Source organism: Microbacterium sp. DT81.1 (assembly GCF_049844955.1).
GTDB lineage: Bacteria > Actinomycetota > Actinomycetes > Actinomycetales > Microbacteriaceae > Microbacterium.
Genome location: NZ_JBNCMA010000008.1, coordinates 198,488 through 214,744, shown reverse-complemented (window position 1 = coordinate 214,744; position 16,257 = coordinate 198,488). Strand labels below are relative to the sequence as shown.

The following is a 16,257-nucleotide window of genomic DNA, read 5'->3' as shown; positions in this document are numbered from 1 at the left end:
AAGGGTAGTGCGGGCCGTCGCCCCGCTCGGGCGGGCGTTCGCGTGGTCGGCCCTCGGGCGCAGGTGTCGGCGATTCGCGATATCAAGTCTGCGCTGAGGTTCGCGCAGACTTGCATCGACGCGAGGCTGGCCCACGCACCGCTCAAGTCTGCGCTTGGGCAGACGCAGACTTGAGTACGTCGAAAGAGAACAGCTGCGCCGCCGAGACCCCGCCGGCAGAGACCCCGCCGGCCGAGACTCCGCGAGGGCGGAGCGCAGCGACGCCGGAGGCCGGAACCCTACGGTCGGCGCGACACCGTCACGACCCGGGGGGCATCGGCGTCGAGTTCGACCTCGACGCGGGTGGGTCCCCCGCACGCCGTGTCCGCGCCACGGCCGCCGACCGGGCGCTCCAGCTCGATCTCCCACCACGAGTCGCGCAGCCCGTCCACCATGTCGCGACCCCACTCGATGATCACCACCGAGCCGTCGAAGTCGATGTCCAGATCGTCCAGCTCCCTGGCAGACCGCAGCCGGTAGGCGTCGACGTGCACCAGTGGAGCGCCGCCGACCAGCGACGGGTGCGTGCGTGCGAGGACGAACGTCGGGCTCTGCACGGGACCTCGCACTCCGAGCCCCGCCGCGATTCCGCGCGTCAGTGTCGTCTTGCCCGCTCCCAGCGGACCCGTCAGCACCACGAGATCCCCAGGGCGCAGCATCCGCCCCAACCGCTCGCCGAACGCCTCCGTGTCATCCACCGTCGACAGAACCTGTCGCCCCTCCAGCTCCGCAGGCCCCGAAGAGGTCACGACGACACCTGCCTCCGCGCCACGCGTGGTCCGATCCGCGTGACGATCTCGTAATTGATCGTCCGCGCGGCGTCCGCCCAGTCATCGGCCGCCGGCAGACCGAGCGTGGGGTCGCCGAAGAGCACGACCTCGTCGCCGACGGCCACCGGGTGGTCGCCGACATCGACGACGAACTGGTCCATCGCGATGCGTCCCGAAACCGAGAACCGGGATCCGCCGATCATCACCGGACCGCTCCCCGACGCCTGCCGGGGCACCCCGTCCGCATATCCGAGCGGCACCAGCGCGAGCGTGGACTCCGCGGAGGTGCGGTGGTCGTACCCGTAGGAGACCCCCTGACCCGCCGGCACTCGGCGAACCGCCGCCACCGCGCCGCGCAGCGTCATCGCCGGGATGAGGCCCAGCGACGCCGATGATCGGTCCGTGAACGGCGACAGCCCGTACAGGCCGACGCCGATACGGACGCAGCCGAAGCGCGTCTCGGGCAGCGCGATCGCCGCGTGGGTGGCCGCGAGGTGCAGCAGGGGCGGGGCGATCCCGACCGCGGCCGCCGCGGCGACACCGCGTTCGAACTCCGCCAGGGCAGCGCGATCGTCGTCGGCGGACGCGTTCGAGAGGTGGCTGAACAGCCCCACGACTCTGACCTTGCCGATGCGCTCCAACCGCGCCGCCTCCGCGAACACGACGCCCCAATCGGCGGGCGCGATGCCGTTGCGGGACAGACCCGTCTCGAGTTTGAGGTGCACGCCGACGGGGCGATCCATGGATGCCGCGGCCGCGGCCGCGAGAAGCTGATCGAACGTCGAGATGCCCAGTTCGACGCCGACCGAGGCGGCCTCGGCGAAGGAAGCCCCCGGAGCGTGCAGCCACGCGACGATCGGGGCCATGATGCCCGCGCGGCGCAGGGCGATGCCCTCGGCGGTGTCGGCGACACCCAGGCGCGACGCACCGCCCTCGAGCGCGGCGACCGCCGAGCGGGCGGCCCCGTGGCCGTAGCCGTCCGCCTTCACGACCGCGATCACCTCGGCGCCGGTGAGCTTTCGGAGGTGCCGCGTGTTCGCCGTGATCGCGGAGACGTCGATCAGCGCTTCGCGCATGACCCCGGCGGGCATCCGCGTCACAGCAGCGCCCCGTCCGCCGCCTCGGCCACGACGTACGCGACGGCGAAGCCGCCGTCATGCGTCATCGACAGGTGGATGACGGTGATTCCGCGCTCAGCGACGACGACGGCGGTCGAGCCGCCCAGCGTGAACCACGGGCGCCCGGACTCCTCCGGGGTGACCTCGATCTCGGACCAGTGCAGACCCTCCGATCCGCCGAGTGCCTTGATGAGCGCTTCTTTGGCCGCGTATCGCGCGGCGAGCGAGCGCACGGGGAGGGCGCGTTCACCCGGCGAGAAGAGCCGCTCCAGCAGCCGCGGGGTGCGCTCGATCGATCGCTCGAACCGAGAGATGTCGACGAGGTCGACGCCGATGCCGATGATCACACGCATCCCCTCCCGCCCGCGCGGGCCGCGGCTACTCTACCGTGACGGACTTCGCGAGGTTCCGCGGCTGGTCGACATCCAGGCCCTTGGCCGTGGAGAGGCCCATCGCAAAGATGTGCAGGGGAACCACCGCGAGCAGCGGCTCGAAAAGCGGACCCGCGAGCGGGATGCGCAGAACCTCGTCGGCGTACGGCAGCACGGCGACATCGCCCTCCTCGGCGATCACGATGACGCGGGCGCCGCGGGCGCGGATCTCCTCGATGCTCGAGACGACCTTGCGGTGCAGCTCCGCGGACTCCCGAGGAGACGGCACGACGACGAAGACGGGCTGCCCGGGTTCGATCAGCGCGATGGGACCGTGCTTGAGCTCGCCCGCGGCGAAGCCCTCCGCGTGGATGTACGCGAGCTCCTTGAGCTTGAGCGCGCCCTCCAAGGCGATCGGGTACCCCACATGGCGGCCGAGGAACAGCACCGAGCGGGTGTCGGCCATCCAATGCGCGAGCTGCTCGATGCGGCCCTGCTCGCCGTCGAGGATCCGCCGGATCTTGCCCGGGATGCCTTCGAGCTCGAGCACGTGCTGCGCGCCCTCGGTCGGCGAGATCGACCCGCGAACACGCGCCAGGTGCAGCCCGAAGAGGTAGAGCGCCGTCATCTGGGCGACGAACGCCTTGGTCGACGCGACGGCCACCTCCGGGCCGGCGTGCGTGTAGACGATGGCATCCGATTCCCGTGGGATCGTGGCGCCCTGAGTGTTGCAGATCGACAGGGTGCGCGCGCCGCGCTCCCTGGCGTACTTGACGGCCATCAGCGTGTCCATCGTCTCGCCGGACTGGCTGATCGAGATCACCAGGGTGTCGTCGCCGATCACGGGATCGCGGTAGCGGAACTCGTGCGCGAGCTCGACGTCGACCGGCACCCGGGCCCACTGCTCGATGGCGTACTTGCCCACCAGGCCGGCGTAGGCGGCGGTGCCGCACGCCACGATGATGATGCGGGAGATGCCGGTGAGCAGCTCGTCCATCCCGTCGAGCTCGGGGATCACGACCTGGCCATCGCGGACGCGCCCGAGGATCGTGTTGTTGACGGCCTCGGGCTCCTCGCTGATCTCCTTGGCCATGAAGCTCGACCAGCCGCCCTTGTCGGCGGCCGCGGCATCCCAGAGCACCTCGAAGGGTTCCACCTCGACGTCGGCGCCGGTGAAGTCGGTCACCCGCACGCCGGTCGGGGTGATCGAGACGATCTGGTCCTGACCGATGGCGAGCGCGTTGCGCGTGTGCTCGACGAAGGCCGCGACATCCGATCCCAGGAAGTTCTCGCCCTCCCCGAGCCCGATCACGAGCGGCGAGTTGCGGCGGGCGCCGACGACCAGACCGGGGTGGTCCTCGTGCATCGCGAGCAGCGTGAAGGCGCCTTCCAGGCGGCTGACCACGGCGCGGAACGCGGCCTCGAGGTCGCCGCCGGCGGCCCGGTACTCCCGGCCGAGCAGGATCGCGGCCGCTTCGGTGTCGGTCTCGCTGACGAACGTGTAGCCGTCCGAGAGCAGGTCGGCCTTGATCTCGGCGAAGTTCTCGATGATGCCGTTGTGGATGACGGCGAGCTTGTCGTCGTCGGCGAGGTGCGGGTGCGCGTTGGTGTCGGTGGGGCCGCCGTGGGTCGCCCAGCGCGTGTGACCGATGCCGGTGGTGCCGTCGGCCAGCGGGTGCTCGATCAGGTCTTCCCGGAGCACCTTGAGCTTGCCCGCACGCTTGCGCATGCCCAGCTCACCGCTGCCGTCGATGACGGCGACGCCCGCCGAGTCGTATCCCCTGTACTCGAGCCGGGCGAGGCCGGCGAGGAGGATGGCCTGGCTGTCGCGAGGGCCCACGTATCCGACGATTCCACACATGCGACCAGCTTAAGCGGGAGGGTATGCGAGGACCCTGGACGAACCTCTGGGCAGACCCGCCGGTCGCCGAGCCTGTCGAGGCGTCGACCCGTTGACATGCTCAGGGACCGTGGCTCGGAACCGGTCCTACAGTTTGCGCAACCGCACCATGTCGACGGAGTGGTTCGCGCCCTTCTGCAGGATCAGCGTCGCGCGGTGCTTGGTCGGGAGCACGTTCTCGAGGAGGTTCGGCAGGTTGATGTCGTTCCAGTAGCCGAGCGCGGTGCGCGCGGCCTCCGCGTCGTCGAGGTGCGCGAACACGTTGAAGAACGACGACGGGTTGGCGAAGGCGCCCTGCTTCAACGCCAGGAAGCGGTCGACGAACCACTGCTCGATGTGGGCGGTCTCGGCATCCACGTAGATGGAGAAGTCGAAGAGGTCGCCCACCGACACGTCGTTCGGGGTGGGCGGCGGGGCCAGCACGTTGAGCCCCTCGACGATGACGACATCGGGCCTGCGCACCACGACATGAGCGTCGGGCACGATGTCGTAGCGCATGTGCGAATAGAAGGGCGCGCGCACCTCCGGGGCGCCGCTCTTGACCTCGGTGAGGAAATCGAGCAGACCGCGCCGGTCGTACGATTCCGGGAAGCCCTTGCGGTCCATCAGTCCGCGCCGCTCCAGCTCGGCGTTGGGGTAGAGGAATCCGTCGGTCGTCACCAGCTCGACACGAGGGGTGTCGGACCATCGGCTCATGAGCTCGCGGAGCAGACGGGCGATCGTGGACTTGCCCACCGCGACGGAGCCGGCGACGCCCACGACGAAGGGCGTTGTCGTGTCGGGCTCGCGCAGGAACTCACTGGTGGATGCCCCGAGCCGCTTCGTGGCTGTGGCGTAGAGGCTCAGCAGCCGGCTCAGGGGGCGGTAGACCTCGGCGACCTCGAGCATGTCGAGCCGGTCTCCGAGTCCGCGGATCTGCACGATCTCGGTCTCCGTCAGCGGCTGCTCGACCTCGGGGGCGAGGCGCGCCCAGTCGGCTCGATCGATCTCCCGATAGGGGGAGAGCACGGAGGTGCTGGGGATTCCGGGGTCGGCGGTGGTCATCGCGCCCATCGTATCGCCGGACGGCGGGAGCCCCCGCGATAGGGTCGACGCGTGCGCCTCGGAGTCCTCGACATCGGTTCCAACACGGTCCATCTGCTCGTGGCGGACATGCTGCCGGGCGGGCGTCCCCTCGCCCGGACGAGCCAGCGGACCGTGCTGCGTCTGATGCGCTACCTCGCGCCGGACGGATCGATCACCGAGGAGGGCGTCTCGGGCCTGGAGTCCGCCGTCGCGGCCGCCAGGCAGGTCGCCGCGAAGGAAGGGGTCGACGAGCTGCTCGCCACCGCGACATCCGCCGTTCGAGACGCGACGAACGGCGAGGACGTCATCGCTCGCATCGAGGCGGCGCTGGGCCAGCCGCTGCAGGTGCTCGGGGGTGAGACGGAGGCGCGCTTCACCTTCCTCGCGGTGCGGCGATGGTTCGGGTGGTCGGCCGGCCAGATCCTGCTCTTCGACATCGGCGGCGGTTCGCTGGAGCTGGCCGCGGGCTCCGACGAGCTGCCCGCGGTCGCCGAGTCGGTTCCGCTCGGTGCGGGCCGGATGACGGTGGAGTTCCTGCCGGATGATCCACCGGGCGAGGCCCAGATCGAGGGGCTCCGAACGCATGCGGCCGAGCTGCTCGCGCCCGTTGCCCGCGTCTTCGCGTCGCAGCCCCGTCCGGACCATGTCGTCGGCTCGTCGAAGGCGATCCGCTCCCTCGCCAAGCTCGCGGGCTACCCGATGCCCGGCTGGTCGGGCATCGAGCGCATGGTGCTGCCCCGCGCAGCACTGAAGGCGTGGATCCCCCGGCTCGCGCGCATCCCGGCGGAGGCGCGGCAGGAGCTGCCGGGGATCACGCCCGACCGCACGTTCCAGATCGTCGCCGGCGCGGTGGTGCTGCACCAGGCGATGAAGGCGATGGATGTCGACGAGCTCGAGGTGTCGCCGTGGGCGCTGCGCGAAGGCGTGCTGCTGCGCTACATCGAGTCGCTCTCGTGGACAGCGCCACCCACGTAGACGCCCACCGGCACGGCGGGCTGGACGCGGCGGGCCTGCGTGGTCCACACTGCGTAGATGGACGCACCTGCGGTGTCGATCCGCACTCCCGACCAGCGCATCCGTGTCTTCGTCAGTTCCACTCTTCGAGAGCTGGAGGCCGAACGACGCGCGGCGCGCCAGGCGATCGAGTCGCTGCATCTGGCACCCATCATGTTCGAGCTCGGCGCCCGGCCGCACCCGCCCCGGTCGCTCTATCGCTCATACCTCGCGCAGAGCGACATCTTCGTCGGCATCTACGGCGAGAGCTACGGCTGGGTGGCACCGGGTGAGGAGGTTTCGGGCCTCGAGGACGAGTACATCCTGAGCGCCGGCCTGCCGAAGCTGATCTACGTCAAGGACCAGGCGCCCGGCCGTGAGCCCCGCCTCGAGGAGCTGCTCGACCGCCTGCGTGAGGACGATCAGACCTCCTATAAGAGGTACACGGACGCCGACGAGCTGCGGGAGCTGATCACCGCGGACATCGCCGTGATGCTCGCCGAGCGCTTCGACGCGAGCCGGTCCGCCGAGACGGAGGAGAGGCCCCCGGAGGACGGGGGCACGGCGGGTCATGTTCCCGCCCCGTTCTCTGCGATCGTCGGACGCGCCGGCGCCATCGCGACCGTCCGGGAGCTGCTCGAGCGACGCGACGTTCGGCTGGTCACCCTGACCGGACCCGGCGGGATCGGCAAGTCTCGCCTGGCGATCGAGATCGCCGGCGGAATGGCAGCGGAGGGGGGAGACGTCGTCTTCGTGTCGCTCGAGGCGGTGCGCTCCGCGGACTTCGTGCTGCCGGCCATCGCGCACGAGCTGGGCGTACGGGACTCAGGAGACGGCCCGCTGCAGGACAAGATCCTCACCGCGCTGGCGCAGCGCCGGCTGCTGCTCGTGCTCGACAACATGGAGCACGTGCTGGATGCGGCATCCGTCGTCATCAAGCTCATCTCGACGCTGCCCGACCTCACGGTGCTGGTCACGAGCCGCTCGCCGCTGCGCCTGCGGCCCGAGCGCACCTTCGAGGTGCAGCCGCTGGAAGTGCCGACGATGGATGCCGAGCTGTCGCCGCACGCCGCGGCGGCCGTGCCGTCCGTCGCGCTCTTCGTCGAGCGTGCACGGGCGGTCCGCCCCGACTTCGAGCTGACCGAGGCGAATGTGTCGGCGGTGATGGGCATCTGCCGGGCACTCGAAGGCGTGCCCCTCGCGCTCGAGCTGGCCGCTGCGCGCGTCCGCAGCCTCTCCCCCGAGAGCATCCTCGAGCGCCTGGCCGATGGCCTCGGCCTTCTCTCCAGTGGTGCCCGGGACCTGCCGGAGAGACAGCGAACGCTGAGCGGCACGATCCAGTGGAGCGTCGACCTGCTGCCGGCTTCGGCGCGGACGACTCTGGCCAGGCTCGCGGTGTTCACGGGACCCTTCACCCTCGAGGCGGCCGAAGCGCTGGTCGGCGACGGCACGCTGGACTCGCTGGACGCGTTGGTGGAGTCGAGTCTCGTGCGTCAGCGGGACATGCAGGGCGAGGACGTGTTCAGCCTGCTCGCGACGGTGCGGTCGTACTCGGCGGGACTCAGCACGCCGGACGAGTGGGATGCCGCGCGCGACGCGCACGCCGAGTACTTCCTCGGCCTCGCCCGGAGCGCGGGCGTCGGCCTGCGCGCGGGCGGGCATCAGGCCCACTGGCTGATCGTCCTCAACATCCAGCGCGCCGACCTCGCCTCGGCCGTGGGCTGGTTCACTCAGCGGGGCGCGTGGGACAGCGCCACCGATCTCGCGTGGTCGCTCTGGCTCTACCTCTGGCTCGGCGGACTGCTCGGGCAGGTGCGCACGTGGATGACGCGGCTGATGGATGAGGCGGCCGCCCGCGGCGAACAGCTCTCTCCGCGCGCCGAGGCGATCGCGCTGTACTTCACCCGGGCCATCGCGTTCTGGCAGCAGCAGGACGTCGACCTCGTCGGAGGCCTCACCCGAAGCGCCGAGCTGTTCGGCGAATCCGGCGACGCGTCGGGCGAGGCCCTGGCCCGCGTGTCATCCGCCCTCGCCCGGCTCGCCGCCACCACCCCGGATGTGCCGGGCGCGATCGCCGAACTGGAGCGCAGCCTGACTCGCTTCCGCGCCGCCCAGGACCGCTGGGGCGAGGCCATGTCGCTGGTCACGATGGGGCGGGTGCTTCTCGTGGCGGGGCAGGTGGATGCCGCGGCATCCCGCTTCGAAGAGAGCCTCGATCTCGCGACGGCCGAGGGAGAGCCGCTCGGCATGGCGATCGCGCTGAACCACCGGGGGTGGGTGCGCCTGCTGGGCGGAGACGTCGATGGCGCCGAGGGCGACTTCGTCCGGGGACTGGAGATCTCGGCATCCCTGGGCCACGATGAGGGCGTCGCCTACGGGCTCGAGGGGCTCGTCGCCCTCGCGGCGGGCGCCGGCGACGCGGCGCGCGCGGGAGAGCTGTCCGGTGCTGCCGAGTCGCTTCGGCAGCGAACCGGATCGTTCAACGCCGCCGCCTTCTCCTTCCACGGGCCGGCCATCGAAGCCCTCCGCTCCGCCGGCATGGGCGACGAGTTCGACGCCGCGGCCGCCCGGGGTCGCGCGCTGCCGATTGCGGAGGTTCTCGATCATGCGCGAGTCTGAACGGCCGCCCCTCGCGGGCTCTGACCGCATCCTGCTTCCCGTTCGGTGGCTGGCCGTTCTGCTGCTGCCCTTCCTCCTGGTCGCCGCCGGAATCCTGATCCTGCTTCCCGGCCGGACGGCCGAGTTCTTCGCCTGGCCGATCGCGCCGCCGCTCACCGCGATGGTGCTCGGTGCCGCGTACGTCGGCGGCATCGTGTTCTTCGCCGCCGTCGTCCTGACCCGCGACTGGCACCGCGTTCGCCGGGGCTTCCTGCCCGTCTTCGTGTTCGCCACCCTTCTCGGGATCGCGACGGCTCTGCACATGGACAAGTTCACGCTGAACCTTCCGTTCGTGGCCTGGGCGGCGCTCTACGCCACCACCCCCTTCCTCGTCGCGTGGGCGGCGATCGTTCAGCGCCCTGCGGACCCCGGCACGCCGGCACCCCTCGACACGGAGATCCCGGCCCTTCTCGCATGGTGCCTCGTCGGGGTCGGTGCGATCGCCGCCGTGACGGGACTGACGATGTTCGTCGTCCCTACCGCCTTCATCGAACTCTGGGGCTGGGATCTGACGCCGCTGACCGCCCGCACCGTCGGTGCGATCCTCAGCCTCACCGGATTCGTCAACGTCGCCATGATCGTGGATCGCCGATGGAGCAGTTACCGGGCCCTCTACGCGGCGCAGCTGGTCAGCCTGGCGTTCCTTCTCTTCGCGGTCCTGGTGCGCCGCGACGACATGCACTGGGAACGGCCCGCCGCGTGGGGGTTCGTCGCGCTGCTGTGCATGGCGCTCGTCCTCTACGGGGGCTTCGCGGCGTGGGCCGAGCGGACCATGCGCCGCTCGGCTCTGCCGACGGATGCGGCGGTGTCGAACGCCCATCGTCCGTAGGCGACAAGCGAAACCCTAGAGAGCGAGCCGGTCGCTGACGATGTCGGCAAGGCGGTCGGCGTAGGACTGCGCCGAGTGCGCGTCGGCCGCCTCTACCATGACCCGCACGAGGGGCTCCGTGCCCGAAGCGCGAAGCAGCACCCGGCCCGTGTCGCCGAGTTCGGTCTCGACGTCGGCGACCGCAGCGGCCAGCACATCGTCCGAGCCGACGCCGGCGCGATCGACGCCCCGGACGTTGACGAGCACCTGCGGGAACACGGTCATGACCGACGCGAGTTCGGCGAGGCTCTTGCCCGAGCGTGCCATCTCCGCCATCAGGTGCAGGCCCGTGAGCAGGCCGTCACCCGTGGTCGCGTACTCGCTCATGATGACGTGGCCTGACTGCTCGCCGCCGAGCGAGTAGCCGCCCTCGTTCATCGACTCGAGCACGTAGCGGTCGCCGACGGCCGTCTGCAGCACACGGATGCCCTGCTGCCGCATCGCGACGTGCAGGCCGAGGTTGCTCATGACGGTGGCGACGAGAGTGTCTTCCACCAGATGTCCGCGGTTCTTCATCGCCACCGCGAGGATCGCCATGATCTGGTCGCCGTCGACGACGCGACCGGCGGCATCCACCGCGAGGCAGCGATCCGCGTCGCCGTCGTGCGCGATGCCGACGTCTGCGCGGTGCTTCAGCACCGCCACGGCGAGTTGGTCGAGATGCGTGGAGCCGACGCCGTCGTTGATGTTGAGGCCGTCAGGGTCCGCTCCGATGACGGTCACGCGTGCGCCGGCGTCGCGGAACGTCTCGGGCGACACACCGGATGCCGCACCGTGCGCGCAGTCCAGCACGACGTGCAGGCCATCGAGCCGGTGCGGCAGGGAGCCGAGCAGGTGCACGACGTAGCGGTCCTCCGCATCGGCGAATCGGCGGATGCGGCCCACGCCCCCACCGGTCGGCTGCAGCTTGGGCGCAGTGAGCGCGGCCTCGATGCGCTGCTCGACCACGTCGGGGAGCTTGACGCCGCCACGAGCGAAGATCTTGATGCCGTTGTCCGGCGCGGGGTTGTGCGACGCCGACACCATGACGCCGAAGTCGGCATCCATGTCGGCGATCAGGTAAGCGGCCGCTGGAGTCGGAAGGACGCCGGCGTCGAGCACGTCGACGCCGGATGACGCCAGCCCGGCCGACACCGCGGCCGAGAGGAACTCACCCGAGACGCGGGGATCGCGAGCGACGACGGCCGTGAGGCGCTTGCCGGCGGCCCGACGGGCCTCCGCGGTACGCCCCTGGCCCAGGACGACAGCGGTCGCCTGGGCCAGGGTGAGTGCGAGGTCGGCGGTCAGGGGGCCGTTGGCCAGCCCCCGTACACCGTCCGTGCCAAAGAGCGGCATCGGAACCTTCGCGACTAGCGCTTGGAGTACTGAGGCGCCTTGCGGGCCTTCTTGAGACCGGCCTTCTTGCGCTCCTTCACGCGAGCGTCGCGCGAGAGGAAGCCGGCCTTCTTCAGGGTCGGGCGGTTGTTCTCTTCGTCGATACCGTTCAGCGAGCGCGCGATGCCGAGGCGCAGTGCGCCCGCCTGGCCGGAGGGGCCGCCACCCGAGATGCGGGCGATGACGTCGTACGCGTCGGTGAGGTTGAGCACCGTGAAGGGGTCCTTGACGAGCTGCTGGTGCAGCTTGTTGGGGAAGTAGTCCTCGAACGAACGGCCGTTGACCGTGATGACGCCGGAGCCGGGGACGATGCGCACGCGCGCGATGGCCTGCTTGCGACGGCCGACGGCTGCGCCGGGAACGCTGAGAACGGGACGCGGGGCCGCTTCCACGGCCTGGTCTGCCGGGGTCTCGGTCGTAAACGTCTGAGGGATGTCGGTGGAATCTTCGATCTTCGCCACGAGTGTGTCCTTAGTCAGTCTGGGAGGCGCTTACTGGGCGACCTGGTCGAGGGTGAAGGTCTTGGGCAGCTGAGCAGCGTGGGGGTGCTCGGCGCCGCGGTAGACCTTGAGCTTGCGCAGCTGCTGGGCACCAAGGCTGTTCTTGGGGAGCATGCCGCGGACGGCCTTCTCGACGGCCCGCTCGGGGTTCTTGGCGAGCAGCTCTTCGTAGGTGATCGATTTGAGGCCGCCCGGGTAGCCCGAGTGGCGGTAGGCCTTCTTCTTCTGGAGCTTCTGTCCCGTCAGCGCGACCTTGTCGGCGTTGATGATGATGACGAAGTCGCCCATGTCCATGTGGTTGGCGAAGGTCGGCTTGTGCTTGCCGCGAAGGAGAACGGCGGCGTGGCTCGCGAGGCGGCCGAGCACGACGTCTGTTGCGTCGATGATGTGCCACTCGCGCTGGGCTTCGCCAGCCTTGGGGGTGTACGTGCGCGTCACAATAGTGCTGCTTTCTTGATTCGAACGGAGAGGTTCGTGAATCCCGCTCCGGGGGGTTTCCATCCCTGTCCCCAAGCTTGTCGAGGAGCGAAGGGCGAAACACACCAGTGGAGGGCTCACGTTCGCGGTGACCGGCCAGCAGGGGCGCGGGCACCAAGGATCAAGCTTACGGCATCCGGATGCGGCATCCAAACCGGCGGGGTATTGCGCATGCCGCTTCAGCGGATTCGACATACGGCAGAGCGATTAACCGCATGTTCGACTCGCTGCGCGCCTACATCGGTTGATATTGCCCCTGCCGTTAACTGGTCGCGCGTTGTTAGTCTTGATCCAGACGGGTTCCGACGTCACGCACCGCACCGATTCACCGGCTCAACGGAGAGCGACATGAACCTCGTACTGATCTTTGCCGCCACCGCCACCTGGATGGCCGTGGCGCTTCCGAGCGCCGTGCTGCTCGGACGCGCGGCCGCCGTGGGAGAGCACGAGCACGCGATGGACACGCTTCGCCACGAGTTCAATCCCGGCTACACCAGCGGCTGAGCCACGATCGCTCGCACCGGCTAGTAAGCCCCCTGGCTCTTGAGCACCGCCCGCACGGTCTTCAGGAGGATCGTCAGGTCGCCCGTCAGCGTCCAGTTCTCGACATAGAACAGGTCGAGGCGAACCGTCTCGTCCCAACTGAGGTCGCTTCGCCCGCTGACCTGCCACAGCCCCGTGATGCCAGGCTTCACCAGGAAGCGGCGATGCACGGTGTCGGCGTACAGCTCCACCTCGCGCTCGAGCGGCGGGCGCGGCCCGACCAGAGCCATGTCGCCGCGGACCACGTTGATCAGCTGCGGCAGCTCGTCCAGGCTGAACCGTCGCAGAACCCGTCCGATCCCCGTGACGCGTGGATCGTCCTTCATCTTGAACATGACGTCGTTGCCGCGGTCACGCCCCGCCTCGGCCAGCTCAGCGAGACGCTCCTCCGCGTCGACGTACATGGAGCGGAACTTCAGCATGTTGAACCGCTCCCCGCCGAGGCCCACCCTCTCCTGACGGAAGAAGATCCCACCAGGGCTCGAGAACCGTACCGCCAGCGCGACGGCGATCAGAACGGGCGAGAGCAGGAGGAGGAGGGCCGCCCCGGCCAGGATGTCGAAAGTGCGCTTGGCGTGCAGCTTGCCGCCCTCGTACCGGGGCGTCTCGACGTGTACGAGCGGGAGGCCCGCGACCGGCCGCGCGTGCAGGCGGGGCCCGCTGATGTCCGTCAGGCTCGGGGACAGGATCAGGTGCTGACGCCCCGGCTCGAGCTCCCAGCTGAGGGTGCGCACCGTCGCCGCGCTGAGCTCGTTCGCGCTGGTGATCAGCACGGTGTCCGCCTCTACCCGCGCAAGAGCCTGGATGACGTTGTCCACGGAACCGGAAACCGCGATGTCGGTGCCCGGGATGACGTCGGCGATTCGGCCCGTCGGCGTGCACGCTCCCACGACCAGCAGTCCGGCCGCCGGGTTACGCCGGAGATCCCGCGCGATACCGGCGACGGACTCCTCTGACCCCACGAGCAGCACGCGGTTCGCCATCTTGCCCTGCCTGCGCTGGGCGACCAGCCACCGTCGCCAGACCCACCGGCTCAAGACGAGTGTGCCGGTCGTCGCCACCAGGCCGTAGGCAAGGATGTAGTGGAGGCCGTCGATCCCGAGGATGTACGCGAGCAGCGCGACCGTCGTGAAGGCGAGGAACGTCGCGTGCACGATGGCGCGATACTCCTGGCTTCCGACGCCCACCACCCGCGGCGCCCGGCTGCCGGTGAGGGAGAGCAGCGCCAGGATGACGGCTCCCACGCCGGCGACGATTCCCACGACAGGGATGGTCACGCCGAGCCGCGTGGACTCCACGACCGAGGGATGCGGCGCCGCCAGCATGACCGCCGTCCCCACGGTCGCGAGCAGGAGCACGTCGGTGCTCACCAGAGCGCGCACGTACTTTCGCTCCCACCGCGCCGGGCGTGGCGCTGCAGCCACCCGAGGGATCGACCCGCCGCGGACTCGCTCGTTGTCGACTGCCATCGTCACTGCCATAACCACCACTTCCGAATTAGCTTCGGCCCTGGGGATGGACAGACGGGCAGGAGGCTCACCCCCTTCTCCCCCCAGAGACGGTTCCTATTAAGCATCTTGGCTGGCTTTTGCCAACGATGGGTTACCGGCTTGTTACAACCGGCACAATCATCGATATCCGAGAGCCTGCACGAATATCGGTGACGTCGCCCTTCGCCGGTCTGCCCCCTCCGAGAGACGTTTGCCCTTGCACCAGCGAAAGCTCGTCCAGTCTGCCACGAACCTCGGCCATTGCGACACCGGCAATTCGAATCACGCCCGCTGGCGTACCGCGTCGCCGACCAGCGCGGCGATCTCCGCCTCGTACACGCTGTACGGTCGCCGACGCGCATACTCGCGAACCCGTTCCATCTCCCGCGCCAGGTGGTCGGGGTTGCCCATCAGGTCGTCGACGGACGCCCGCAGTGCCTCCGGGTCGCGTTGAGGCACGATCGCGACGGCCAGCTCCTCGTAGCCGGCGATGCCCCGGATCTCGCTCGCGATCACGGGCACTCCGTGCGTGGCAGCCGTCATCAGCCGGACGTGGCCGGCGCTGACAGCACGATCCTTGAGCGCCATGATGAGCAGCGCCGAGGATGCGAGCAGCTCGTCATGCTCCGCTCGAGGGATGTCGCTGCGTATCGTCACCCCGGCGGCCGCCGCGTCATCTTCATACTTCTTGCGCTCGCTTCCGCGGCACACGATCGTGAGCGGCCAGTCCTCGTCTTGCGCGGCCGCGATCAGCGTCTCCCAGTCACAGGAGTTCTTTCCGGTCGACAGATATCCGTGGCGCTCCTTGGCATCCCAGGCGAGAGGTTCCGGCTCGACTCGATCGTCGTAGGAGTAGAACGGGATCAGCTTGAGGCGCTCGAGAGGAATCCCGTACCGCACCGCATAATCGTCCCGCTCCCATTGCGTCATCACTTGTGCGGCCAGCAGGACGCGGGGCAGCAGCAGACGGTAGGCGGCGGTGACGACCCGGCCGTTCAGCCCCGTCAGATGTCCCGGGAGGAACTCCGAGAGCACGAGCTTGCGGCGACGCGACACCCAGAGGAGAAGGGCAAGCACGATCAGTCCCGGTCGAGTGCATTTGCCCTCGTTGGTGAAGATCGCGTCGGCGCTCTTCGACGCCCGGAACAGGCGCAGCGACGACGCGACACCGCCCCGTGCGCCCGGCGCGGGGTCGACGGCGTCGACGATTTTTCCGTACGAGATGTCACTCACGATGCGCATACGAACTCCTTCACCCGGGGCCTTCACGAGTCTGCCGGACCCAATTCCCGTGCGTTCGGGGATTGGCCGCGGGCCCGCGACCGATCCCGGAAAGCGTCGATCGCGCGTGCAATTCGACGATAGCCGCCGTGTGTGAACCTGAAGTGCTCGCCCATGTAAATTCTCCGCGTCAGGTCGGGCTCAATGCCCGAAACGAGGATGTCGCCGCCTCGAGCAAGAGTACGGTGAACGGGACGCCGTGAGGGTGACCCGGGAGGAGTGCGATGGGCAAGGTGATTCGTGGCATCAGGCAACGGCAGCTCGGGTGGGAGCGCTGGGCGAGACGCGAAGGCGTGCGGATCGGAACGGGATGCCGCATCCTCTCCAACGTCGCCACCAGCGAGCCGTGGCTGGTATCGATCGGCGACCGAGTCACGGTCAGCAGTCGCGTCTCGCTCGTCACGCACGATGGCTCCGGATGGATCCTGAACGACGAGCGCGGCCGCCGCTACCGGTACGCGCCCATCCGCATCGGGAGCGACGTGTTCATCGGAGCCGGCGCGACGATCATGCCGGGCGTCGAGATCGGTGACCGCGTCGTCGTCGGCGCCGGATCTGTCGTGACCCGGTCGGTGCCCTCGGGCAGCGTCGTCGCCGGCGTTCCGGCTCGCGTGGTGTCCACGTGGGATGACTTCATCACCCGGATGCGGGAGTGGCCCGCCGCAGCGGACATGAAGGGGTCCACCTACCGCGACCGCGTCGACTCGATCGTTGGGGGCCTGCTCCCGATGCCCGCCGAGTAGCCGGCGGAGGCATCCGTCGGAACGCCACTCGCGACGCTGCCCGTTAACGCCTGCGAAACCTCCGCGG

The 16,257-nt window shown here is 69.5% G+C and carries 15 protein-coding genes; 5 read left to right on the top strand and 10 right to left on the bottom strand.

What is annotated here, in order from left to right; genetic code table 11:
• Positions 1–278: 278 nt before the first annotated feature.
• The 5 genes from tsaE to coaA form a co-directional block, all read right to left on the bottom strand.
• The gene (gene tsaE / locus ACLQ2Q_RS20180; RefSeq protein ID WP_425823259.1) at positions 279–788 is read right to left on the bottom strand and encodes a tRNA (adenosine(37)-N6)-threonylcarbamoyltransferase complex ATPase subunit type 1 TsaE; all 510 of its coding nucleotides are present in this window, start codon (positions 786–788) and stop codon (positions 279–281) included.
• Positions 785–1,900, bottom strand: a complete 1,116-nt coding sequence (gene alr, locus ACLQ2Q_RS20175) for an alanine racemase (protein ID WP_425823309.1) — start codon at positions 1,898–1,900, stop codon at positions 785–787. The genes tsaE and alr overlap by 4 nt, the downstream gene beginning before the upstream one ends.
• 5 nt (positions 1,901–1,905) lie before the next feature.
• Positions 1,906–2,274: a holo-ACP synthase gene (locus ACLQ2Q_RS20170; RefSeq protein ID WP_425823257.1), complete on the bottom strand. Its 369-nt coding sequence runs from the start codon at positions 2,272–2,274 to the stop codon at positions 1,906–1,908.
• Positions 2,275–2,305: 31 nt separating this feature from the next.
• A complete protein-coding gene (gene glmS / locus ACLQ2Q_RS20165; RefSeq protein WP_425823255.1) occupies positions 2,306–4,159 on the bottom strand; it encodes a glutamine--fructose-6-phosphate transaminase (isomerizing) in 1,854 nt (617 codons plus the stop codon).
• A gap of 126 nt (positions 4,160–4,285) precedes the next feature.
• Positions 4,286–5,251, bottom strand: coding sequence for a type I pantothenate kinase (coaA, locus tag ACLQ2Q_RS20160; protein ID WP_425823253.1), 966 nt, complete (start codon positions 5,249–5,251; stop codon positions 4,286–4,288).
• Between the two features lie 42 nt (positions 5,252–5,293).
• On the opposite strand from coaA, the gene ACLQ2Q_RS20155 reads away from it, so the two are divergent.
• Genes ACLQ2Q_RS20155 through ACLQ2Q_RS20145 form a run of 3 tightly spaced genes read left to right on the top strand, consistent with a single transcriptional unit; the run spans position 5,294 to position 9,743 of the window.
• On the top strand, positions 5,294–6,238 hold the full coding sequence (locus ACLQ2Q_RS20155) for a Ppx/GppA phosphatase family protein (RefSeq protein ID WP_425823251.1): 945 nt from the start codon (positions 5,294–5,296) through the stop codon (positions 6,236–6,238).
• A 57-nt stretch (positions 6,239–6,295) separates the two neighbouring features.
• Positions 6,296–8,875, top strand: coding sequence for a DUF4062 domain-containing protein (locus ACLQ2Q_RS20150; protein WP_425823249.1), 2,580 nt, complete (start codon positions 6,296–6,298; stop codon positions 8,873–8,875).
• The gene (locus ACLQ2Q_RS20145) at positions 8,862–9,743 is read left to right on the top strand and encodes a hypothetical protein (RefSeq protein WP_425823247.1); all 882 of its coding nucleotides are present in this window, start codon (positions 8,862–8,864) and stop codon (positions 9,741–9,743) included. Before ACLQ2Q_RS20150 ends, ACLQ2Q_RS20145 begins: the two co-directional genes overlap by 14 nt.
• 15 nt (positions 9,744–9,758) lie before the next feature.
• On the opposite strand, the gene glmM is transcribed toward ACLQ2Q_RS20145, so the two are convergent.
• From glmM to rplM, 3 genes are read right to left on the bottom strand one after another with little or no spacing between them, the layout of a single operon-like run.
• On the bottom strand, positions 9,759–11,117 hold the full coding sequence (gene glmM / locus ACLQ2Q_RS20140; RefSeq protein WP_425823245.1) for a phosphoglucosamine mutase: 1,359 nt from the start codon (positions 11,115–11,117) through the stop codon (positions 9,759–9,761).
• A gap of 14 nt (positions 11,118–11,131) precedes the next feature.
• Entirely contained in the window at positions 11,132–11,617 is a 486-nt protein-coding gene (gene rpsI / locus ACLQ2Q_RS20135; protein ID WP_425823243.1) for a 30S ribosomal protein S9, read from the bottom strand.
• 30 nt (positions 11,618–11,647) lie between these two features.
• Positions 11,648–12,094 carry a 50S ribosomal protein L13 gene (gene rplM, locus ACLQ2Q_RS20130; protein WP_425823241.1) on the bottom strand — a complete coding sequence of 149 codons (447 nt, stop codon included), beginning with the start codon at positions 12,092–12,094 and terminating at the stop codon, positions 11,648–11,650.
• A 387-nt stretch (positions 12,095–12,481) separates the two neighbouring features.
• Between rplM and ACLQ2Q_RS20125 the strand changes: the two genes are divergently transcribed.
• The gene (locus ACLQ2Q_RS20125; protein ID WP_425823239.1) at positions 12,482–12,637 is read left to right on the top strand and encodes a hypothetical protein; all 156 of its coding nucleotides are present in this window, start codon (positions 12,482–12,484) and stop codon (positions 12,635–12,637) included.
• Positions 12,638–12,657: 20 nt separating this feature from the next.
• Here the strand turns inward: ACLQ2Q_RS20125 and ACLQ2Q_RS20120 are convergent, their stop codons facing one another.
• Both ACLQ2Q_RS20120 and ACLQ2Q_RS20115 read right to left on the bottom strand, forming a co-directional pair.
• Positions 12,658–14,145, bottom strand: a complete 1,488-nt coding sequence (locus ACLQ2Q_RS20120) for a sugar transferase (RefSeq protein WP_425823237.1) — start codon at positions 14,143–14,145, stop codon at positions 12,658–12,660.
• Positions 14,146–14,448: 303 nt separating this feature from the next.
• Positions 14,449–15,408: a glycosyltransferase gene (locus ACLQ2Q_RS20115; RefSeq protein ID WP_425823235.1), complete on the bottom strand. Its 960-nt coding sequence runs from the start codon at positions 15,406–15,408 to the stop codon at positions 14,449–14,451.
• 263 nt (positions 15,409–15,671) lie between these two features.
• Between ACLQ2Q_RS20115 and ACLQ2Q_RS20110 the strand changes: the two genes are divergently transcribed.
• Entirely contained in the window at positions 15,672–16,190 is a 519-nt protein-coding gene (locus ACLQ2Q_RS20110) for an acyltransferase (RefSeq protein WP_425823233.1), read from the top strand.
• The last annotated feature ends 67 nt before the right edge of the window (positions 16,191–16,257 follow it).